The sequence below is a fragment of the Acinetobacter bouvetii genome (assembly GCF_902753875.1).
In the GTDB taxonomy this organism is placed as follows: Bacteria; Pseudomonadota; Gammaproteobacteria; order Pseudomonadales; family Moraxellaceae; genus Acinetobacter; species Acinetobacter bouvetii_A.
In genome coordinates, this window is the sequence record NZ_CADDTS010000042.1 from 54,815 (window position 1) to 77,468 (window position 22,654).

Annotated in this window: 22 protein-coding genes, 2 tRNA genes and 2 pseudogenes; 8 read left to right on the forward strand and 18 right to left on the reverse strand. The window is 40.5% G+C overall.

The window, feature by feature from the left end; all coding sequences use genetic code 11:
* Positions 1–260 precede the first annotated feature (260 nt).
* The 3 genes from guaA to FB6_RS12780 all read right to left on the reverse strand — a co-directional run bounded on the left by guaA (position 261) and on the right by FB6_RS12780 (position 3,135).
* Positions 261–1,829: a glutamine-hydrolyzing GMP synthase gene (gene guaA, locus FB6_RS12770; protein ID WP_174560354.1), complete on the reverse strand. Its 1,569-nt coding sequence runs from the start codon at positions 1,827–1,829 to the stop codon at positions 261–263.
* Positions 1,830–2,097: 268 nt separating this feature from the next.
* Entirely contained in the window at positions 2,098–2,565 is a 468-nt protein-coding gene (locus FB6_RS12775; RefSeq protein ID WP_174560355.1) for a NirD/YgiW/YdeI family stress tolerance protein, read from the reverse strand.
* A 123-nt stretch (positions 2,566–2,688) separates the two neighbouring features.
* Complete coding sequence (locus FB6_RS12780) at positions 2,689–3,135, reverse strand: DoxX family protein (protein ID WP_174560356.1); 447 nt, start codon at positions 3,133–3,135, stop codon at positions 2,689–2,691.
* Between the two features lie 195 nt (positions 3,136–3,330).
* Between FB6_RS12780 and FB6_RS12785 the strand changes: the two genes are divergently transcribed.
* Positions 3,331–3,963, forward strand: a complete 633-nt coding sequence (locus FB6_RS12785; RefSeq protein ID WP_174560357.1) for a DedA family protein — start codon at positions 3,331–3,333, stop codon at positions 3,961–3,963.
* Here FB6_RS12785 and FB6_RS12790 read toward each other — a convergent pair.
* The 5 genes from FB6_RS12790 to FB6_RS12810 form a co-directional block, all read right to left on the reverse strand.
* On the reverse strand, positions 3,960–4,550 hold the full coding sequence (locus tag FB6_RS12790) for a LysE family translocator (protein ID WP_174560358.1): 591 nt from the start codon (positions 4,548–4,550) through the stop codon (positions 3,960–3,962). The two genes, FB6_RS12785 and FB6_RS12790, sit on opposite strands and share 4 nt — an antisense overlap.
* Positions 4,551–4,769: 219 nt before the next feature.
* Positions 4,770–5,159: a hypothetical protein gene (locus FB6_RS12795; RefSeq protein WP_174560359.1), complete on the reverse strand. Its 390-nt coding sequence runs from the start codon at positions 5,157–5,159 to the stop codon at positions 4,770–4,772.
* A 15-nt stretch (positions 5,160–5,174) separates the two neighbouring features.
* Positions 5,175–6,011 (reverse strand): ParA family protein, encoded by an 837-nt coding sequence (locus tag FB6_RS12800; RefSeq protein WP_174560360.1) that lies wholly within the window; start codon positions 6,009–6,011, stop codon positions 5,175–5,177.
* Between the two features lie 82 nt (positions 6,012–6,093).
* Positions 6,094–6,486, reverse strand: a complete 393-nt coding sequence (locus tag FB6_RS12805) for a SirB2 family protein (protein WP_174560361.1) — start codon at positions 6,484–6,486, stop codon at positions 6,094–6,096.
* Between the two features lie 12 nt (positions 6,487–6,498).
* A complete protein-coding gene (locus FB6_RS12810; RefSeq protein WP_174560362.1) occupies positions 6,499–6,810 on the reverse strand; it encodes a BolA family protein in 312 nt (103 codons plus the stop codon).
* 241 nt (positions 6,811–7,051) lie between these two features.
* Here FB6_RS12810 and FB6_RS12815 point away from each other — a divergent pair.
* Both FB6_RS12815 and FB6_RS12820 read left to right on the forward strand, forming a co-directional pair.
* Positions 7,052–7,124 (forward strand) — tRNA-Gly (locus FB6_RS12815).
* 48 nt (positions 7,125–7,172) lie between these two features.
* Positions 7,173–7,248, forward strand: a tRNA-Gly gene (locus tag FB6_RS12820).
* Positions 7,249–7,575: 327 nt separating this feature from the next.
* On the opposite strand, the gene FB6_RS12825 is transcribed toward FB6_RS12820, so the two are convergent.
* Positions 7,576–7,803: a helix-turn-helix domain-containing protein gene (locus FB6_RS12825; RefSeq protein ID WP_004858363.1), complete on the reverse strand. Its 228-nt coding sequence runs from the start codon at positions 7,801–7,803 to the stop codon at positions 7,576–7,578.
* A 112-nt stretch (positions 7,804–7,915) separates the two neighbouring features.
* Between FB6_RS12825 and FB6_RS12830 the strand changes: the two genes are divergently transcribed.
* The 5 genes from FB6_RS12830 to FB6_RS12850 all read left to right on the forward strand — a co-directional run bounded on the left by FB6_RS12830 (position 7,916) and on the right by FB6_RS12850 (position 10,965).
* Complete coding sequence (locus FB6_RS12830) at positions 7,916–8,125, forward strand: hypothetical protein (protein WP_004858367.1); 210 nt, start codon at positions 7,916–7,918, stop codon at positions 8,123–8,125.
* A gap of 19 nt (positions 8,126–8,144) precedes the next feature.
* A complete protein-coding gene (locus FB6_RS12835; protein WP_004858369.1) occupies positions 8,145–9,326 on the forward strand; it encodes a site-specific integrase in 1,182 nt (393 codons plus the stop codon).
* Positions 9,319–9,567 carry a hypothetical protein gene (locus tag FB6_RS12840; RefSeq protein WP_004858371.1) on the forward strand — a complete coding sequence of 83 codons (249 nt, stop codon included), beginning with the start codon at positions 9,319–9,321 and terminating at the stop codon, positions 9,565–9,567. Before FB6_RS12835 ends, FB6_RS12840 begins: the two co-directional genes overlap by 8 nt.
* A gap of 68 nt (positions 9,568–9,635) precedes the next feature.
* Entirely contained in the window at positions 9,636–10,208 is a 573-nt protein-coding gene (locus tag FB6_RS12845; RefSeq protein ID WP_174560363.1) for a DUF1376 domain-containing protein, read from the forward strand.
* Positions 10,209–10,218: 10 nt separating this feature from the next.
* Entirely contained in the window at positions 10,219–10,965 is a 747-nt protein-coding gene (locus tag FB6_RS12850; RefSeq protein WP_004858377.1) for an ATP-binding protein, read from the forward strand.
* A gap of 527 nt (positions 10,966–11,492) precedes the next feature.
* On the opposite strand, the pseudogene FB6_RS16610 reads toward FB6_RS12850, so the two are convergent.
* The 9 genes and pseudogenes from FB6_RS16610 to FB6_RS12890 all read right to left on the reverse strand — a co-directional run.
* Positions 11,493–11,615, reverse strand: a pseudogene (locus FB6_RS16610) (IS5/IS1182 family transposase); the annotation flags it as partial.
* Between the two features lie 83 nt (positions 11,616–11,698).
* A complete protein-coding gene (locus tag FB6_RS16615) occupies positions 11,699–11,980 on the reverse strand; it encodes a transposase (protein WP_004858381.1) in 282 nt (93 codons plus the stop codon).
* Positions 11,913–12,116: pseudogene (locus FB6_RS16670) on the reverse strand (transposase family protein); the annotation flags it as partial. The gene FB6_RS16615 and the pseudogene FB6_RS16670, both read right to left, overlap by 68 nt.
* A gap of 351 nt (positions 12,117–12,467) precedes the next feature.
* Positions 12,468–14,546 (reverse strand): polyphosphate kinase 1, encoded by a 2,079-nt coding sequence (ppk1, locus tag FB6_RS12865; RefSeq protein ID WP_004858386.1) that lies wholly within the window; start codon positions 14,544–14,546, stop codon positions 12,468–12,470.
* A 112-nt stretch (positions 14,547–14,658) separates the two neighbouring features.
* Positions 14,659–15,927 carry an MgtC/SapB family protein gene (locus FB6_RS12870; RefSeq protein ID WP_004858387.1) on the reverse strand — a complete coding sequence of 423 codons (1,269 nt, stop codon included), beginning with the start codon at positions 15,925–15,927 and terminating at the stop codon, positions 14,659–14,661.
* Positions 15,928–15,976: 49 nt separating this feature from the next.
* A complete protein-coding gene (locus FB6_RS12875) occupies positions 15,977–17,569 on the reverse strand; it encodes a Na/Pi cotransporter family protein (RefSeq protein ID WP_174560364.1) in 1,593 nt (530 codons plus the stop codon).
* 141 nt (positions 17,570–17,710) lie between these two features.
* Entirely contained in the window at positions 17,711–18,835 is a 1,125-nt protein-coding gene (locus FB6_RS12880; RefSeq protein WP_004858394.1) for an ABC transporter permease, read from the reverse strand.
* Position 18,836: 1 nt separating this feature from the next.
* A complete protein-coding gene (rbbA, locus tag FB6_RS12885; RefSeq protein WP_004858397.1) occupies positions 18,837–21,593 on the reverse strand; it encodes a ribosome-associated ATPase/putative transporter RbbA in 2,757 nt (918 codons plus the stop codon).
* A complete protein-coding gene (locus FB6_RS12890; protein ID WP_174560365.1) occupies positions 21,590–22,648 on the reverse strand; it encodes an HlyD family secretion protein in 1,059 nt (352 codons plus the stop codon). Before FB6_RS12890 ends, rbbA begins: the two co-directional genes overlap by 4 nt.
* Positions 22,649–22,654: the final 6 nt, after the last annotated feature.

Here is a 22,654-nt window from a genome sequence, read left to right on the forward strand (position 1 = left end):
CTTTCGCGTCCTTTTCAATCGAGGGATTTAGCTTTGATTCAACTGTCGCACGCATCTTGCACAAAATTCAAAGCAGCACTTTGAATTTTGCTCATGGCGTAATTTAGACGGACAGGAGTACTGTCCGAAACCCCTCACTGCCGTAGGCACAGCCTTTGGCGTAAAATCGGCTAAAAGCTATCGCTTTTAGAAATCCCCTCTGCCGCGCGCAGCGCTTGGCGTAAAACTGGCACGAAGCAGTGCTTCGTGAAAGCCCAGTTTTACTCCCATTCAATTGTTGCTGGTGGCTTAGATGACACGTCATAAACCACACGTGAAACATCTTTAATTTCGTTCATGATACGAGTCGAAATTTTATCAACCAACTCATATGGAAGATGAGCAAAACGTGCTGTCATAAAGTCAACAGTTTCAACCGCACGAAGTGCAATCACCCATGCATAACGACGGCCATCACCTACGACACCCACAGATTTAACTGGCTGGAATACCGCGAAGGCTTGAGCAGTTTTATCATACCAGCCACTAGCACGAAGTTCCTGCATGAAAATATCATCTGCTAAACGTAGGATGTCTGCATATTCTTTTTTCACTTCACCCAAAATACGCACGCCCAAACCTGGACCTGGGAATGGGTGACGGTAAAGCATTTCGTAAGGAAGACCTAAAGTGGTACCTAAACGGCGTACTTCATCTTTGAACAAGTCACGAATTGGCTCAACCAGTTCAAAGGCTAAATCTTCCGGTAAACCGCCCACGTTGTGGTGAGATTTAATCACGTGTGCTTTACCATTTTTGGTTGCAGCAGATTCAATCACGTCTGGATAAATCGTACCTTGAGCAAGGAAGTTTACGCCATCAAGCTTACGTGCTTCTTCAGCAAATACTTCAATGAACTCACGACCAATGATTTTACGTTTTTTCTCAGGATCAACTTCACCTGCAAGCGCAGACAAGAAACGGTTTTCAGCATCGGCACGAATTACGCGAATACCCATGTTTTTGGCAAACATGTCCATCACTTGCTCGCCTTCGTTCAAACGAAGCAAGCCGTTATCTACAAATACACAAGTCAACTGATCGCCAATCGCACGGTGTAAAAGTGCAGCAACTACAGATGAATCTACACCACCTGAAAGACCAAGTAGAACTTTTTGATCACCAATTTGCTCACGTAACTGTTCTACGCGCAGGTCGATGATGTTTTCAGAATTCCAAAGATTACGGCAACCACAGATGCTGTGTACGAAGTTAGATAATAACTCGGCACCTTTTGCAGTATGCGTCACTTCAGGGTGGAACTGTACACCGTAGAAACGACGTTTTTCATCACTTACCGCTGCAAATGGACAGCTTGGTGTACTGGCAGTCACCTGGAAACCTTCCGGAATCGCACTGACTTTATCGCCATGGCTCATCCAAACATTGAGTTTGTTTTCGCCATCGTTTAAATCCCCAAGAAGCTGGTCACGTACTAAAACATCTACCGCTGCATAACCAAATTCATGCACTGTACCTGGCTCTACTTTACCGCCAAGCTGTTCAGACATGGTTTGCAAGCCGTAGCAAATACCCAATACAGGTACGCCCAAGTTGAATACAACTTCAGGCGCGCGTGGACTACCTTCTTCATGAACACTTTCAGGACCACCGGACAAGATGATACCGTTTGGATTAAATGCGCGAATGTCTTCTTCAGACATGTCATAGGCATACATTTCAGAATATACGCCAGCTTCACGTACACGACGTGCAATCAGCTGACTGTATTGAGAACCGAAGTCCAAGATCAGGATACGGTCTTCAGTGATTTGAGTATTGGTAGTCATGACAAACAACTATGCAAGGCAAACGAAATAAGCGCTGCATTCTATCATTTTTCCATACATTAAGCACACTATTCGCACAAGGGTTTCATTTAGTTGATTGCATTATATTTCGAACAGCAAAAAGCACCTGTTCAGGCGCTTTGCTTATTTTGCAATTTGAGCTTATTGGATCCCCTTCTGCCTATCGTGAGGGGCATATTCACTTTCCCCATTTTTTCAATTGAATCAATAATCTTTTACCGTGTGGTTTTAAAGCACACTGTTTAAATTAGTGCTGGTTGTACCACATCCATTTATCCTTTGAACTGGTCATTTTTTCTATTTTCATCACATCAATACTACTGGCTTTATTAGCATGTGCATCGACTTCGCCCATGACGTTCACCTGATCACCAACTTTTAAAGCTAAGGGTCTCCACAAATCTTCATCTACATCAATATCAATAGAACCTGTACCATCTTTCAGTTCAAAATGATCGCCACGCAGGTGTTTGACAATTGTGCCGGATAGCATGACCATCGTTTGATCTGCCAGTTTTTTCACTTCTGCTACAGCCATCATTCTGTGACCATTTTCATTCATCATCCAATGATCACACCCTTTCATCATATGACCATTTCCATTCCTCATCTGCTGATCACATCCCATCATCATATGATTACTTTCACCAGCATAGCTTGAAATTGTGCAAAGCATTGAAACAGAAGTAAAAACCACCCATAACATTTTCTTCATGATTGACTCCACTACAGTAGTTTCATCAATCATTATTGAAGCAAAATTGGCCTATTTTGTACGCAGCTTTTATGTACTGTGCACAGGTTTTTTGTAATTACAAAATGGCGATCATCGTGAGTATTAGGGTACTCTTCTGGACACTTCCGCTAAGGGTTTCTCCAGCATATTATCTACACTGAATTTTCCTGCACCATGCAGCATCAGGAATAAAAGACCACCGGTCATCGCCATATTTTTCATTAAGTTAATACTATCTTCAGCACCGCCATGAAATAACACTGCGGTCACTACACTAAATATAGCCAAACCTAAAGCGGCAAGACGGGCTTGAAAGCCCAATAACAAAGCCAATCCCCCACCAAATTCAACCAGAATGGTTAGCGGAAGTAGCGCACCGGGCACTCCCTTGGACTCCATATAAGCGATGGTTGTTTTATAGGCTGTAATTTTTCCCCAGCCTGCCACAAGAAAAATATAGGCCATCAGCACACGTGCAACCAGACTGATGAAGGCATCGGTGTTTGGGCCTTGTACACTATCTTTTATAAAAGCATTCGGATTAAACATGAAAGTCACCTATGAATTTTTTGTTTTAATGACGTTCTCATCTTAAGCCTTTTTCAGTTAACAACAAAAACGAATTTGTCAGCCAAATTATGGCAAAAGAAGAAATCTTTAAAATACAATTTATTTGCTTTTTGGTACTGACTTTCATGTCCCAGACTGCTAGGATTTCAGCATATTTTTGCTGTCTGTAGCCCCATGGAACTGCTTGATTTTATCTTACATGTTGATGCCCATCTGCTCGAATTTATCTCTAATTATGGCGTGTGGATTTATGCCATTCTGTTCTTAATTATTTTTGTGGAAACCGGTCTGGTGGTCATGCCATTTTTACCCGGTGACAGCTTATTATTTGCTGCCGGGGCATTGGCAGCATCCACGGGGGCCATGGATCCGGTTATTTTAGTGGTTCTGCTCTTTTCAGCTGCAGTACTGGGGGACACCTTAAATTATCATATTGGTAAATTTATTGGGCCACGGGTCTTTGAAATTGAATCACGTTTTATTAATAAACAACATTTGACCTATACACAGAAATTTTTTGAAAAGCACGGCGGCAAGACCATTATTTTTGCCCGTTTTATTCCTTTTGCCCGTACCTTTGCGCCATTTGTCGCTGGTGCAGGCAGCATGAATTATAAATATTTCCTGAGTTTTAATGCGATTGGTGCCATTTGCTGGGTCGGTTCTTTTATTACTTTGGGCTATTTATTTGGCAACATGCCGATTGTGAAAGACAATTTTACTCATCTGATTTTTGGCATCATTATTATTAGTGTCTTGCCCGGCATTATCGGTTTTATTCGTCAGAAACTCAAAAAAGCGCCTTAAAAGAAGCGAATCATTACCGGTAACATACACATAATCAGCAACATGGCCGATCCTTTATATAAAAGATCGGCTTTTTTTTGCGTGGACTGCACCGCCAAAATGGCACGTCCAAAGGACATCCAGAAGACTGCTGTCGGCAACAGTACCAAACTGAAGGCAGCAAATACCAAAATAAAATTGGTCGGGTTATTCCAGGTTTCTGCAGGTAAAATGCCTGCCGCAAACAATAAAGCTTTGGGATTTTTTAAGATGGAAAAAAACAGTTGTCGCGGCCGGATTGAAGGATGACGCTGATGATGCTTTTCTAAATCCGAAGACTTCCATAAATGAAACGCCATCCAGATGACATAGGCAGCACTTAACAGATGTAGCAGATGAATAAAATTTGGCCAGATTGGACTACATAAATGAATAATGATGGCCCATAAATTGATGGCATAAAAATAGCCCAACAATTCTGCCGGAATCAGCAAACTGGTTTTAGCAATGCCTTGCTGATGTGCAGAGCTTGCCAGTAATGCATTGGTGGGACCCGGAATCATCAATACCGCAATCACTGCCAAGACAAAAAGCCAACTCTCAATCATAAATACCTGACATCACCATTTAACAGGGCCACACCTTATATGAAACTGATAAAAAGTGACAAGTGTTTCAATTTCCTAAATATAACCTCAGCAGTTTAAATGAACCAATAAAAAAACATAAATAATTGATATTAAAATAATTATAATTGAAATATTTTGCTAAGATTTTATCACTCCGTGATCAGTCCAAGACCAAGCGCAGAGCGATAGATTGATGAATTATTGAGCTTTATTGCGAATAATAATAGGACAGTTTTTAAATTTTGCTGCCTGAACCACCGCCTCCTGCTCACCTAATAAACGTGATAATTCAGTTTTTTTAGTATTGGAAGATTGTCCCATATTCACCGAAACGCTTGGACCAATGCCCCAACCACCATGACTGCCCCAACCGCCACCGACACCAAGACCCACACCGACACCGGTGCTTTTAGGGACTTGGACACCATTGTCGATATATTGCTGAATACGGTTATATTCACTTTGTAATTGCTGGCAGTTTAAAGCCTGATATTGCGTTGGAGATACATAGCTCGGTTTCACTGTGGTCGCACATGCGCCTAATAAAACCGTACTGCCCAATAACAGACCTAGATAAATCGTTTTCATCAGAAATCTCGATTCTTATTGATGTTCAATTTCATTGAACAACGATTGATAGGCTTGCGTCAATTTATGATCTGTCGCCAAATGAATCAAAGGTTGATTTTTAAGATGTGATTCTTTCATTAAAATAGAGGGCGGCAACATGCTGTCTAGCACAGGCAAGCTTTCATCTTTCAACTGTTGCACCACTTCACGTGGCAATTTGGCTTGTGCCTGAAACTGATTAACCACAATCCCTTCAATTTCCAGACGATCGTTATGATCATCCTGAGTCTCAATGACATTTTCAATCAGGGTTTGCAAGGCACGTTTGGAAAATACGTCGCAATCGAAAGGAATCAGCACCCGATCTGCCGCAATTAGCGCAGATAAGGTAAAGAAATTAAAGGCTGGTGGGGTATCAATATAGACACGGTCATATTGTCCACTCAATTGCTGTAAGGCATCGCGCAATTTATAAATCTTATGTTTAGATTCTAAGGCATGTGCCATTGCCCCCAAAGTTGGACTGGCAGGCAGCACATCCAGATTTTTAAATGGCGATTGATGCACATAGCTTTCCAGACCTTTTGAACGGTTCTTTAAAATCGAACCAATGGCATTGCCTAAAAGCCCCTTGCTTTGTCCAGCATTTAAGATTTCTTCAAAATAATTTTCAATGTTTGGCTCCAATGCCGGCTTGTCCACCGTATAAGTCGCATCATCCCCTAACAGGTATTGACTCGAATTGGCTTGCGGATCGAGATCGATCAATAAGGTTTTTAAACCCTGATGGGCACTGATCGCTGCCAAATTTACGGTAATACTGGATTTACCGACCCCACCTTTTTGATTAAAAACCACACGTGTCAGCATTGGAGCCCCCTATAGTTTATATTTATCTGTTGCTTGCAGTTTAACCTACAGGCATTGTTTCAAAAATAATTATGTCTAACAATTAACCGAAATTTGGCTTAATCAGCACCAGACCTATAATCGCCACCAATGCGACTACAGCAATCGTGAAACCGGCACGACGTTGTACCAATAAAATGCGGTCATCTTTTTTATACGCTTTAAGTAAAGATGAAAATAACACCAAAAACAAAATCACTTTGGCATAAAACCACGGTTGTACGGCAAAGTTTTTGATCACTAATGAGGTCAGACCGGTCAGAATGATGAGCGTCATGGCCAGATGCTGCCCTGCCACAAAAAGCTTGCGTGCCACCGGATTCGGCTGATTGCCCTGCACCCCGATAAACAAAGTAAACCCGCGTGCAATGACCACTGCAATGAGTAGGGTCACACTGATCATATGCACAATTTTCACCGTCAACTGCAAATCCATTATTTCAATTCCTTATTCAGATTTTGGCGCATGTGCACATTCAGGACTAGGCGTCTCTTGGCCTTGCCATTCTGAAGGAACAAAAGCATGAATAGCCAGTGCATGAATACGGCCAGGTGCAAGCAAATCACCCGCAGCGGCATAGATTTTTTGATGGCGTTGTACTAAACGTAAGCCTTCAAATGCTTCACTGACCACAATCACTTTAAAATGTGATTCTTTGCCAGGGAAATATCCCCCATGGCCCGCTGACTCATTTACCACCTCTAAATGTTGTGGTGATAAATCTTGAAGTCGCTGAATCAATTGTTGTTCTAAATTCATGAAGACTCTCCCAATCCAAATTAACAGTTTCTCTGACCTCAGTATAACGTGTTCCGATTCAATCTTTTGTGCATATGCTATAAATCCTTGATTGGATTCCACAGCATTTTTTCTTTTCAAAGATCAATCTTGTTTACAAAAGCGTCACTTTGGCTAAAAATGCTTTTATTTTATGCAATCGATACAAGTTTTTTCACAAAGTTATTGACCCTATTTTTGCATACTGTATTATACACGGCATGCGGGAATAGCTCAGTTGGTAGAGCATAACCTTGCCAAGGTTGGGGTCGGGAGTTCGAGTCTCCTTTCCCGCTCAAAATTTTTTCATTTAGTTTTTTCACTTAAAAAACTTTATAGACTCCGCGGGAATAGCTCAGTTGGTAGAGCATAACCTTGCCAAGGTTGGGGTCGGGAGTTCGAGTCTCCTTTCCCGCTCCAGATTCAAAAAGCCCTCATCGAAAGATGGGGGCTTTTTTATTGTTGATTTTATTATATTTTTTGAAAATTCCCCTGTCTTTGTTAGTCTATTCAATAAAAAAATATTCTTAAGATAATTTGTATTTTGTGACCAAGATGTGACCATAGCGTGCCCACGACAATAAAAATGGTCTCAATTGACCTTAAATGCCCTCAATCGATCACCACTTTCAGAGCCTTTTTTGAAGGCAAAAAAGCAACCTGTTCTCTTCCAAACAATGTACTTTTTACCAAATGATCAAGGATTTGTGACCATTTCACTTTTTGATGTGACCATTTGTGACCAAACTAGTCTTTATCATTTTGATTATTATCATTTTTTTTGAAAATCAATAAATCACCTACTTCCACATCTAATGCAATACAAATTTTATCAATTGTCTCAAAATCAATCCGTACAGATTCATCATTATAAAGTTTATGTAAAGTAGATTTATTAATTCCAGTACTTCTCACCAAATCAGCAACCTTAAGTTTCCTTTCTGCTAATAGAACTGCCAAGTTTGAAATAATCATAAAATTTCCCAGTTAAATCATAAAAAGTACTTGCAAAGACATAAAAATATGATAATTTATGTCTTAGGAATAATTTTTCCTAGTTACCTAGTAAAAAATATGAGGCTCTATTATGTCATATACCTATCTCACAGCCCAGCAACTGGCTGAAAAAATCCAGTACGACGCTCGTACTATTCGTAACCAAATGAAGGACAGCATCTTCATTGAAGGGGTTCACTACATCCGTCCTTTTGGTGGTCGCAAGATTCTTTTTGTTTGGGAACGCATTGAAACAGAAATGCTTAAATTCACTGGTTTAAGCATGGATGCTCTGCAATAAAGCTTGGGAGGTTTAATTGATGGCTACCATCCGGGAACGAAGTGGCAAACTGATTGCCGATTTTCGCTACATGGGCATCCGTTGCAGAGAAACAACCAATCTTGAAGACAATGCCTATAACCGTCGCATTTTAAAAAAACGTCTCGAACAGCTTGAGGCAGAAATCACACTGGGAACTTTTGAATACGAAAAGTACTTTCCCAAAAGTAAACGTGTCGATGAATTTAAGGAAAAAAGAAGTCAACAAATCGCTGTACAAACCAAGGTTCCTCTTTTTAAAGAGTTTACTGCGCTGTGGTTTAAGCAGAAACAGGTTGAATGGAGAACATCCTATCAACACAAGGTTTCAATTATTATTAAAAATTATTTGATTCCTGCTTTTGGTAATCAGGTTCTCTCAAAAATCAAGAAGTCAGACTTGCTGAACTTCCGTGCATCCCTCGCCAAAGTGACTCACGGAAAAGATCAGACAAGCCTGAAAGCATCGCGGATTAATCAAATCATGACGCCTTTACGTATGATACTCAATGATGCAGCTGAACGATACGACTTTGAATCGCCTTATAAAAATATTAACAATCTGAAGGAAAGCAAGATTGAAGTCACACCTTTTTCTCTGGAAGAGGTGCATAAAATTCTTAGCACGGTGCGTGAAGACTTCCGCCCCTATTACACCATTCGCTTTTTTACGGGTATGCGTACCAGTGAAATCGATGGTCTGCAATGGAAAAATATCGACTTACAGCGTCGTGAAATCCATATCAGAGAAGCGTTAGTGAATGGTGTTCTTGGTGGAACCAAAACTTATGGCTCTGACCGCACGATCCAGATGAATGACCGGGTTTACCAAGCTTTTCTGCAACAGAAAAGCTTAAATAATGGTAAATCAGAGTTTGTATTCTGTAATCGTGACGGTGGACCTCTCGATTATCGTCTGGTGAATAAACGTGTCTGGCATCCGATCTTGCGATTTCTAGGATTAAAGCCTAGAAGAGCCTATCAAACACGTCATACCGCAGCAACGCTCTGGCTGTCGGCAGGAGAAAATCCTGAATGGATCGCACGTCAATTGGGACATTCAACGACTGAAATGCTATTCCGGGTCTATAGCCGCTACATACCCAATGTTACCCGTCGTGATGGCAGTGCATTTGAAGCCATGTTGGAAAAACTAAATACAGAGGAGCTTGCACATGAATAGTAAAGCTTTCTTTGGTGGTGTGGTCGTCAGTCCTGAAGCAGATATGGTGGCTCGTGAATTAATCCATGAGCTACACATTCCCAAACTGCACAATCTGGCATTTCTACTCAAAGTTAACAAATGCTTCGATGATCATCAGGCGTTGAGACTTTGGCTACAGCGAATGCTGGATGATGGACAAGCCCATTACGATGATTTAGCCCAACAGGCCCGCATCCGGTTAATGAGCCTGGCTCCCTGATCTAATAAATATACAAGGTCATCTACTTGATGACCTTAGCCCCTCTATACCTATAAAAAGGTGAACACATGCATAAAGATATTTCAATTTGGATGCCACTATATATTGGCGACTTACAGGCGAAATTTGCACGAATGACAGCAGAACAAATTGGTGCGGCACTGCTGTTAATGATGGATTTCTGGAAAAATGGTGCTATTCCTCATGACCTGGCGACAGTATGTAGCATCACAAAATTATCGCAAAATACCAAGGCTAAAACCTTGTTGAATACGCTGTTGGCCCTGGAATTGTTTGAAATTGAATCTGAGCAGATTCATTCAAATTTTTTAACCAGTTTAAAAAGCCAGGCATTGCAAAATCAGCAAATGAAATCTGATAAAGCTAAAAATGCAGCTCAAGCACGTTGGGGAAAATCCGCAAGTAATGCTCAAGCATCAGCCAATCAACAAAAAGTAAATACTCAAGCAAATCATGAGCATAGCCCGAGTATTACTCAAGCCATGCTTGAACCATGCCCTTCATCTTCATCTTCATCTTCATCTTCATCTTCATCTTCATCTTCATCTTCATCTTCATCTTCATCTTCAAATTTTGAAGAAAAAAATGAGGTTTTTTTAGAAAATTCCAAATGGATTTAGGAGAAGGATCATGAATACCATGCTTAAAACGCTCCAGTTGCGCGCAGAAACAACAGAAACACTTTGCCCTACCCATCATATACCCCTGATGGAAATTGCCGGTCACAGGCTCTGTAAATTGTGTGCGAAAGAAACCGTCCATCACTCACATGCAGCCTATGCAGATGAGCTGCAACAGCGATTGCTACAACAGAAAATCAAAAACTCAGGGCTCAATAAACGCTACCTGGATCGTGGCTTCAAGAATTATGTAGTTGCCTGTCCTGCACAAGACAATGCCATCAAACTATGTCAGGCCTTTGCACAGCAGATTATTTCTGACCACAACCCGAACATGTTGATGATTGGTACACCAGGTACAGGCAAAACCCATCTGAGTGCATCAATCATTCGCAACATTCTACATAACAGTACAAAATCTGCACGCTACTATACCAGTGCAGAAATTGCTCAAAAAATGATGGACACCTGGTCAGATGCTTCACGCTCTGAAAAGGAAGTTATCGAGCATTTCTCCAGTTTTGATTTATTGGTGATTGATGAATATGGCTTGCATGACCGGCATGAGAAACGTCTGGAGATGGTGCATAAAGTTCTGTATAGCCGTTATGACAATATGAAGTCCACACTGCTAATTTCCAATTTCACATTACAGAATATGCAGCGGGATTTAGGTGTCCGATTATGGTCACGCTTACACGAGAATAATTTAATTACGATACCATGCTATTGGGAAGACAACAGGCTTCTTCCTTAAAAGAAGCAATCATAATAAAAGTGTAAAACCATCCAATATGGTTTTACACTCTAAAATCTATTAAATCATCCATTGTAAAAATAATTATATTTAAAAAAAGTTGCTTTAAAGCCACTTTTTAAATCAACTAAAAATTAATATAATGTTTACCATATTTATAAAAATGCAATATACTTATAATATATAAAATATTAATTTCTAGGAAAAAAGATGAAATTTACTGCGAACAAATTCTTAATTCCATTAAGTCTAATTATATTACTAATAAGTTTTTTAATCATTTTATACCGACTTTCCATAAATTAGATAAAATAATTCAACATACTTAACCTGAATCTCGGATAAGGATTTTTCTTCAAAAATAAAAATAAAAATAAAAAGATAAACGTTATTTTAGGATTAACTTTTACAGATATTAGATTAAATTGCAGAGCTTTTTATGATCAAAATGATCGATCAGCTCAAAGATGAATGGTCTTAACTCCTTAAGCAGGATTCAGGTTACTTAATTAGATCTCTTTCATAAGTCATTTTTCACTCAATTCCATATGGTAAATTCCAGCGATTAAGTTGAATCTCAGACCGAGTCTCTTACCTCTATTTCGGTAACGGTCAGCTAGAATTTTAAAGGTCTTAAGTCGACCAAATACGTGCTCAATCCCGATTCTTCTTCTGTTAATCTCTTGGTTATACATTTTAAGCTGAGGATCTAACTTACAGTGCCGTTTGGCTTTTAACGGCAATAGGCTCTTAGTGTAAAAACAGCATAAATTCCTTGATAGCCTTTATCTGCAAGGATAAAAGCCCCTTCAGGAATTTGATTTAAATTGCGTTTGAGCAACTCGAAATCATGCACTGCACCGGGACTGCTACATAAACTAAGAATTTGCTGAGTTTTATAGTGAATCATGGCCTGTACTTTAAAGGTATGCGTCTTTTTCTTGCCGCTATAGCTTTTCTTCTGTTTTTTTAGGTCTTTGTATTGGAATTTCTGTGGCATCCACGATGACAACATTCCAGTCTATACCTTCACCTGCAGGTAAATTCTTCGGTAAATTGAACAGGTTTGACTGAATTAAGCAGTCTTCCACATGACGTACAATTCGCGAAGCTGTTGGCTCTGAAACACCATAGCTTGTTGCAATGTGAAATAAAGTTCGATACTAGCGCCAATAGCTCAGACACAGAAGAACCTGGTCTTCGAGACTTAGCTTGGATAGTCTACCTTTAGCAGGAACCTGCTTCTGTAATTGTTCCACCATTACATAAAAGGTTGACCATGAGATGCCTGTATATCGCTTAAACTGTGTTTCAGAAAGCTTCTTCGAATCGATGTGTTTCATCAGCAGATTATGCATTAATGCTAAAAAATCCGGGGTACAAATATTAATCAAAAAGATGATCGCTTTTTTGATTTATGAAAGAGATCTATTAACTTGAAATTTTTACGCATCTTAAATTGATAAAATCCGATTTAACCAATTTAAAACCGGATTTTTTTATCAAATAATATCACCTAATAACATCTGTTGTGCATTATGAGGCTTTTGATCTTCTGTCGAGATGTTACGACACCAACTACCATCACTTTGCAATAACCATGATTGCTGATTATCCATTAAATAATTTTCTAACCCTTGCTGATAAATTCTTTTTTTGAGTCCAGTATTTTCAATAGGAAAGCACACTTCAACACGTTTAAATAAATTACGCTCCATCCAGTCAGCACTAGAACAATACACACGTGTATCACCATTATTGTAAAAATAATAGACACGAGTATGTTCAAGGAAACGTCCCACAATCGAACGGACACGAATATTTTCTGACAGTCCTGCTAGACCTGGACGTAAACAACAAATAGAACGAATTATTAATTCTATTTTCACACCAGCTTGAGAAGCTTCGTATAATTTATTAATCAATTGAACTTCGGTTAGTGCATTGACCTTAATGATAATTTTTGCCGGTTTCCCTGCTTTCGCAAGCACAATCTCATTTTCAATAAAATTCATCAACTGACTATGCAAAGTAAATGGTGCATGTAGAAGTTTCTTTAACTTCACCATTTTGCCCATACCGGTTAATTCTTGAAAAATACGATGTACATCTTCACACAAATCTTGATTGGTCGTTAATAAACCGTAATCAGTGTAAATTTTGGCATTGCCAGCATGATAATTTCCTGTACCTAAATGTGCGTAGCGCACCAGTTTTTGATTTTCTCGGCGTACCACCAAAATCATTTTGGCATGAGTTTTATAGCCGACAATGCCATATACCACCACAGCACCCGCTTCCTGTAAAACATTGGCAACAGCGATATTGGACTCTTCATCAAACCGTGCCCGTAATTCAATCACTGCGGTGACTTCTTTACCATTTCGTGCCGCCTCAGCCAAAATTTGCACAATTTCTGAATTTGCACCGCTACGGTATAAGGTCTGTTTAATGGCCAAAACATGCGGATCTTGCGCGGCTTCACGTAATAATCGAATTACAGGGGAAAATGATTCAAAAGGATGATGCAATAAAATATCTTGTTTCTGCATCGCACTGAAAATATTTGCAGATTTTTTCAGTATTTTTGGAATCACAGGAGTATGTGGCTCATAGCGTAAATATGGGCGTTTAAAATCCGAGACCAATCGAGCCAAATTAACAGGCCCGTCGACACGATACAATTGATGCGTATCCAAATCGAATTCTTTGAGTAAGTATTCATAAATATGTGTTGGACAATTTTTATTGACCTCCAAACGTACTGCCCGACCAAAACGGCGTGAACTGAGTTCGTCTTTTAAGGCTTCCGCTAAGTCTTCAACATCTTCAGTTAACGTTAAATCTGCATTTCGGGTTACTCTAAATTGATAGCAACCCGTTGCCGTCATTCCCGGAAATAAATCAGACACATGAGTATGAATAATTGAAGAGAGCATCACATGATGCTCTTTGCCTTCGGTCAACTCATCTGGCAAACGCACCACACGTGGCAATGAACGTGGTGCAGGAACCACTGCCAAATCGATCTGACGGCCAAAGGCATCCTTACCTTCCAAAGTCACAATGAAATTAAGTGATTTGTTGACCAAGCGTGGAAAGGGATGCGCAGGATCTAAACTTATTGGTGTTAAGGCTGGTGCAACCTGTTCCTGAAAATATTTTTTGACCCAATTAGATTGTGCTTGAGTTAACTCTCCACGTCTTAAAAAGCTGATGCCTTCTTCTCTTAACTGCGGAAAAATTTGCTCATTTAAAATTTGATATTGGCGTTCAATCGCAGCATGTGCTGTCTCCGAAATTTGATGTAAAATTTCTTGTGGGGATAAACCATCAGCCGTTTGTATGTCTCGCTCTTGAACAAAATGTTCCAACATAGTTGCAACACGAATTTCAAAAAACTCATCTAAATTTCTAGAAAAAATTAATAAAAAATTCAATTTTTCTAAGAGTGGATTTAAAGGATCGACCGCTTGTTCTAAGACACGTAAATTAAAATCTAAAATTGACAACTCGCGATTAATATATCGCTCAACTTGACCATATACCGGGGGGGAGGCTTGTGTAACTACGGAATTCATATACTACCCATATTTCTTAAAAGCAATGCCATTTTTAGTTGGCTAAAAATAAATAGAATTACAAAACAAAAACTTAAATACCATTCTAAAATATTGAAAATAAATCCTAAATTTACTGAATAACCATCCAAAGTACCGCCATTAAAATCGCCATATGCAGCATTTGTGCGGGGGCAAAATATAGAAAATATTTCCCGCCACCAGTTAAAAATGCATTGATGCTTTTAGAAAATGCATGTGCAGCCAAACCAATCATCATAGCGTAGACCAACGTCATCTGCTGTGGTGTTCCTTGCATCACCACCGTTGCCATGGCGGCATGCACTTCAAATAAAGAAGCGAAGAATGCCCCAATAATCAAACCGCTATCACCCAACACTACATTCAAGCCATATACCGCTGCTTGAATCACTGTCAGTGTTACCACAATGATCAAGGCTTCCTTAATGCTGAACATACGACTGTCCATATGCGTAATATCATTTTGTGGTGTAGCCTGTTGACCCATCGTCGCTTTGGATGAATGAATTAACATCAAGGCAATGATCAAAAGCACTGCAATGCCAATACTGCAAGGCAACAATAAAACCTTAAACCAAGCAAAATTAATCCCTGCGACAATAATCAGCAGCTGTAACAGGGTCGCAATACAGGAAATTAAGCCTGCACCGGCATTAGATTTGGCTTCTGCTTTGCCTGAACGGACTTCCATGCCCAAACTGGCAATAGTTGCGGTGCTAGAAACAAAACCGGATGCCAAAGATGACAACATCAAGGCTTTATTGTTTGGCAAGAGACGTTTAGCAATATGTGCCAAGGACTGTACGCCTAAAATCATGATCAGCAGTTTTAGAATCACATATGGATTGAGTACTGTGCCCCACATTGCCTGATCCGGCATCAGTGGCAACGCAATTAAAATCAGTGCCAGTAAAAACAAACCGTCACGCAGTTCAAAATGCTGAATCCAATTGCCAGCAAAATAATGCAATGACTGCTTGCCCATTAAAATCAGACACAACACTACCGCTAACCCTGCAGCAAGCGGCACATTAAACACACATAATGCACCAATCAAATAGGTCATCAAAAATGCCAGTTCAGTGGTCGCACCAATATCCTGTTTTTGTTTAATCAGGCTATAAACACAAAAAGTCGTGACTGAAAATGCACCTAAGATACCTACTGCAAGATGTAGTAAAAAACATACTGCCCCAAGCAAGGCGCAAATGGTAAATGAACGCAGTCCGGCAAAACTGGGTTCACTTTCTTTACGATTATGCTTTTCTCGTTCTAAACCGATTAATAAACCGCAGCCTAATGCAGATACCATGACTCTCAATAATTCTTGAAAGGATAAATCTAGTAATACAGTATTCAATGTCTTAGCCTCAGCACAGCTGGATAAAAAATGCGATGAATCACATTCATCAAGACTCCTCTAAAAGACGCTCATACATCACATTAGAGAAACGATAGCTATGTGCAATTAAGCGATCCATCCAACGCTGTGCAGCTAATAATTCCACCCCTTTGGACGCGCTTAATTGATTTACTTCGGTATATTCCATGACTTTTTCGCGCATTTCGGCACGATGGCTACTGGTCCATTTTTTTAAGTGATTTAAATCGGCTCTAAGACTTTCAATGACTGACTGATCTGCTAACTGTTCTATATTTGAAAAGTAACTTTCTAAAATATTGCAATAATCTAGTGCTAACTGAAAAATTGCTGGTTGTGTTCGTAGCAATATCGCATTATCTAAACGCTCTAAATCATTATGTAAGACACGTACATAGACTATTACTCGCAGTAATGATAAGAATTTTTGTTTGAGCGCAGGATGCTCAGGAATCGCTATTTTTTCTAAATACTGCTCAATATGCTGAATAATCTCATTCAGCGTATTCAACTGTTGCTGTCTAGGTAATGTACCAGTCTGAAAAACCATTTGTAGAATTTTAAAAATCTCAAATATGCTGAAATATACCGCCTTTTCCGCGGCCTGTACTGCAATGGCAGGTACTTGCAAACTTCCATCATCCAGACTGTCTAAAATGGCAGGATTATTACTTGGCAACCATTGGATAATTTTCTGTTCTAAAAATTTCAGACTTGGCATAAACATACATGCCCCCAACACACTGAATGCTGTATGAAACATCGCGAGCATAATCACTTGATCAATGCTGCTGAAAAATGCACTGTGTTTAATCAACCAAAGAAAAAACGGTGCTAACAGGAAAAATGCAGCAATCGCACTCACGAGATTAAAAATCACGTTCACAGCAACTGTACGTTTGGCATTGATCGAAGCGCCAATCACCGAAATCACGGTAATGCTGACTGCACCAATATTTTGCCCAATCACCATATATAGCGCCTGCGGCAAGTCAATCGCACCACTGACTAAGGCAGCCATAGTCGCTGTAATAGATGCACTAGAGGACTGCAGCAGCATTGCCATAATGATGCCGATCAGCACCAAAACCAATTGTGACCACAAGCTGTCATAACCAAAAAAGGATAAATCTGAGTGTACAGCAAACCCCGCCATGGCTTTTTGCAAAACATCAATGCCAAAGAAAATCAGACCAAAGCCTGCAATCACAAGGCCCAATAAAGCCATTTGGCCTTTAGCGATGAGTTTAAGCAGAGCGCCTAAAGCAATCATCGGTAATGCCAACATGGAAATGGAAAATTTCATGCCCAAAAATGCCACAATCCAACTAGTACTGGTTGTGCCGATATTGGCACCAATCACTACACTCATGGCTTGCGTGAAACTGAGTACCCCTGCTCCGACAAAACCAATGGCGGCGACAATTGTTGCTGTAGATGAATGCACCAGCAATGTCATACCCAAACCTGACAGCATGGCTTTAAACGGCGTTGCCGTAAACCTTGTCAGTAACTCCTTCAAGGTCTGACCTGCAATTTCTTTAAGGCTATCAGTCAGTAACGTCATACCAATTAAAAATAGACCGACACCGCCACATAGTTCAGAGAGAATTTGAAGCACTACATTCCCCTATAAATTTCAAAAAAATTATGCTATTCAATGACATTTATTTAAATCTTGCACCATTGAATTATTATCAAAGAATAAAAAAAAAGCAGGCAGACTATTCAGGGAGTCATCTGCCTGCAAAAGGGAAACCCTTTACGCCATGGTATGAATCGTGTCTTTAAAGCGCTTCCAAGACACATAAAAAAACACTGACGCAATACCTAACAACCATACAAATGATGGCCACACCACATCGAATCCTGCATTACGGTATAAAATGGCCTGAGCCAAAGAGACGAAGTGTGTAGTTGGGGCAATCATCATGACCTGCTGCACTATTTCCGGCATGCTTTCACGTGGGGTTAACCCACCTGACAACATTTGCATTGGAATTAGTACCAACATCATTAGCAAGCCAAACTGCGGCATGGATTTCGAAACGGTTGCCATATAAATACCCATCGAAGTAGTTGCAAACAGTGTGAGTAAGGCGCCAAAGAAAAATAGCGGCAAACTGCCGTCAATCGGTACATGCAATACACCTTGAACCACGACTTTTAAGCCAACAAATGCAGCGATTAATACCACAAGACTCATTGACCAGACTTTGGACATCATGATTTCAAATACCGTTACTGGCATTACCATCAAATGTTCAATGGTGCCATGCTCACGTTCACGAATCAGCGCTGCACCAGTCAGAATAATTGAAAGCATTGCCACGTTATTAATAATCTGCATGACACTCATAAACCATTGCTTTTCAAGTGTTGGATTAAAACGCGAGCGTATCGCCAAATCTATAGGCAGATTAGTGACTTCACGGTTACGCAGCACATATTCATTCACTTCAGACTGAATCATCTGCTGAATATAGCCTGCACCCGACATAGCTTGAGTCATACGGGTTGCATCAACATTGACTTGAATCTCCGCACTTTCGCCAGACAACACATCTTGCTGAAAATTGGCTGGAATATTTACTGCAAAAGTAAACTCACCTGCATCCATACCCTCATCCATCGTGTTCAGCGTTGTCGTTTTACTGGTAAAATTTGGAGGATAAAATGCTGAAGAAATCCGTTCAGACAAAGTTGAATGATCCTCATCAACAATCGCAATCGGCGCCATATTCAATGTTTCTTTTACAGCAGTTGATGATGTGTAAACTGATACAGTAAAAGTGTAAATAATTAACACTAGCATGATTGGATCACGCCAGAGACTCCAAAGCTCTTTACAGCCGAGCTGATAGATATTCTGTAATTTTGTGAACATCTTATTGCTCCTGTTTCTTCAGCAAGGCAATAGCAGCAAACATTACTACCGGAACAGCCATGGCAATGATCCAAATGGCCTGTTTCAAATCATCAAAGCCCAAACCTTTATTAAAAATTCCACGACTGATATTGACCATATGCGTTGCCGGATAAATTTCCCCAAACCAGCGTCCAAACCCTTCCAAAGACGATACAGGATTGATAATTCCAGCAAACTGCATAACTGGTATCAAAGTCCCAATCATGACTAAAAACATTGAAGCAATCTGGCTTTTGGTAATAGTAGATGCCAATAGCCCCATACCTGTGGCAAAAATTACAAACAAAAAAGAAGTTAAGGTCAGAGCAAAGAAGCTACCTTTTACAGGTACATCAAATAAAGTAACCATGACCAAACACATAAGGAAATAGTTCAGCATTGCCAACAAAATATACGGAATCTGTTTACCAATTAAAAATTCTGTTCGCGTCACTGGTGTGACATACAAATTCACAATCGAACCTAATTCTTTTTCTCGCACCACAGATAAAGCAGTCAGCATGGCAGGAATCAACAGCAGTAATAAAGGCAGTACTGCGGGCGACATTGCTGGCAAACTTTTAATATCTGGGTTATAGCGGTAGCGGGTTTCAACACTCACAGCGCTAGATGTTTTATAACCACTTTGTTCTAATGCTTTTTGCATCAGCCAATACGTGTGAATCCCCTGCACATAACCTTGCACAGTTTCTGCACGCTGTGGCATCGCACCATCAATCCACGCAGCGACTTGCACCTGTTCACCACGAGCAACATCACGAGCAAAATTTGGCGGAATTTCTATCGCCAAGGAAATATCCCCACTACGCATACGCTGATCAATATCATCATAGCTTTGCAGCGATGGTTGTTCGATAAAATAGCGCGACCCTGCAATACTCATGCTGTAGTTTTGACTTAAGCTCGTTTGGTCACGATCCAGCACAGCGAATTTGAGGTCTTCAACATCCATGGTGATGCCGTAGCCCATGACCAGCAGTAAAATTAATGACCCCATTAAAGCCATGGTGGCGCGAATCGGATCACGCGCCAACTCCAAAGATTCACGCCAGGCAAAACTCAATAACCGGCGCAAACTGAATTTTTTTGGCTTGGCATTCAGTTCTTTACTGCCATTTGTTTCAGCAATACTTTCCGCCAAATCATTGGGCTGATCTTTAGTGCCTGCACCAGCATCAATCAAATAACCGATAAAAGCTTCTTCAAGTGTTTCAGCATGGCGGTTTTTAATCAGCTGTGCTGGTGACGCACTGTCAAGCACCCGTCCAGCGTGCATCATTGACATTCGGTCACAGCGCAAGGCTTCATTCATAAAATGCGTTGAAATAAAGATCGTGACCCCATCATTACGCGACAAATTGATTAAATAGCGCCAGAAATTATCACGCGCAATCGGGTCAACCCCAGATGTTGGTTCATCCAGAATTAAAATTTCAGGATTATGCACCAGTGCCACTGCGAGTGATAAACGCTGACGAACCCCCAAGGGCAAATCATCAGGCAGTTTTTCTTTCACATTCTCAAGATCAAAACGCTCGAGCATCAGTTGTACACGCGGCTCAATTTGCTCTTGTGGCACATGAAATAATTTGGCATGCAATACCAAATTCTGCACAATAGTCAGTTCGCTATACAGGGAAAAAGCCTGCGACATATAGCCCACACGACGCCGGGTTTCAATATTGCTGCCTTCAACGGGCTGACCAAACAGCCATGCCTGCCCTTCCGATGCTTCTAAGAGGCCCGTCAGCACTTTCATGGTGGTAGATTTACCGCAGCCATTTGAACCTAGAAAGCCAAAAATCTCACCACGTTTAATTTGAAAATTAACATGATCTACAGCAGTAAAATCTCCGAATTTTACTGTTAAATCTTTCGCTTCAAGTGCAAAGGTATCTGAACCATAATCCGGCAAGGGCGGGATCACGACAGGTTCATAACCGGCTTTTTTTTCTTCTGGCAGCAATTTAATAAATGCATCTTCTAAGCTGATGCTTTGGGTTTGACTGAGCAGCTCCTGCGGTGTGCCAGTTTTTAAAATTTCCCCATCATCCATCATGGCAAGCCAGTCGAAACCTTGTGCCTCATCCATATAAGCAGTAGCAACAATTACACTCATATGTGGACGAACTTTGCGAATACGGTTAATTAATTCCCAAAATTGCGCTCGCGCCAAAGGGTCAACCCCTGTTGTAGGCTCATCTAAAATCAGAAAATCCGGATCATGAATTAAAGAGCAGCATAGACTCAATTTCTGCTTCATCCCGCCAGAAAGTTTTCCTGCTGGGCGATCTAAAAAATTGTATAAACCTGTACTCTTGGTCAGTTCATCAATTCGTTTGCGGCGCTCGATGGCATCATGTCCAAATAACCGGGCCACAAATTGTAAATTTTCTTCAACAGTTAATGTTTTATAGAGGTTTTTTCCTAGACCCTGAGGCATATAGGCAATATATGGGCAGACCTGAATTCGATGATATTTATCTGCAATATCACCACCCAAGACTGTTACTTTCCCCTGCTGCACAATTTTAGCACCTGACAACAAAGCCAATAAGCTAGATTTACCTACCCCATCTGGACCGATCAAACCAATCATGCAACCTGCAGGTAACGTTAACGACACTTTATTAAGCGCGACTGTTTTTCCATATTTCAGGCTGACATTTTCAATTTCTGCAACAAACGATCCTTTTTCAGATTGTTGTGTCATCATTTAGCTTTTTTCTCTAAAAATGTCGGCCACACTGCCTGATCATCAATTTTAATATATGCCACACCCGGCAAACCTGTTTTGACTTGTTCAATATTATTGTTTAATAAAGTGGGATCAATTTTCGCTTTAACACGGAACATCAATTTTTGGCGTTCGCTTTCAGTTTCCACCGATTTTGGTGTGAACTGTGCAGTATCTGCAACAAATGACACTTTGGCAGGAATCACCACATTTTTCGCGGCATCCAACACAATGCGAACTTCTGTACCAATGGCGATATGCCCTGCGACAGTTTCCGGCAAAAAGAAGGTCATATACACATCAGACAGATCAATCAGATTTAAAACACGTCCACCTGCTGCCACCAATTCACCCGGCTGTGCAACACGGAACTGCACTCTTGCTTTTAATGGAGCACGTAATTGCGCATCATCCATATCAAATTTAATACGTTCAATCGATGCTTTGATTGCGTCAACTTGAGAGTGAGCCGCTGAAACTTGACTTTTAGAGGCCACGATCGCACCTTGCGCACTTTGCACTTGTGCTTTAGCTGCGCTTAATACCGCTGCTACTTGCTGTGCAGAGGCACGTTCATCATCGAGTTGCTGCTTTGATGAGGCTCCCTCTTTGGCTAAAACCTCAGTACGCGCCAAACGGTTTTTAGCGGCCATCAATTCGGTTTCACGCTGCTGTACCATTGCCTCAGCAGCAGATTTTTCACTAATGCGCATTGACACTTGTGCTTCAGCAGTGGCAATTGCATCCTGTGCTTGACGCTGCTGGGCTTCCAATTCACGCAATTGGGCCTCTAAAGTAGAAATTTTAACCCGCGCCAAGATTTGACCAGGCTCGACAAAGTCACCTTCTTTAACCAAAATTTCTTCTAACTGACCAGATAGCTTACTAGATACGTTAATTTCAGTGGCTTCAATACGTCCATTGCCACTGACTAAGGCATCAGTGTCTGGCTTATTCATATTTTTCCAGATCAGATAAGCGACCACCCCTAAAACAACGATGAACCCAGCAATGGTTATTTTCTTAAAATTCATGTTTAA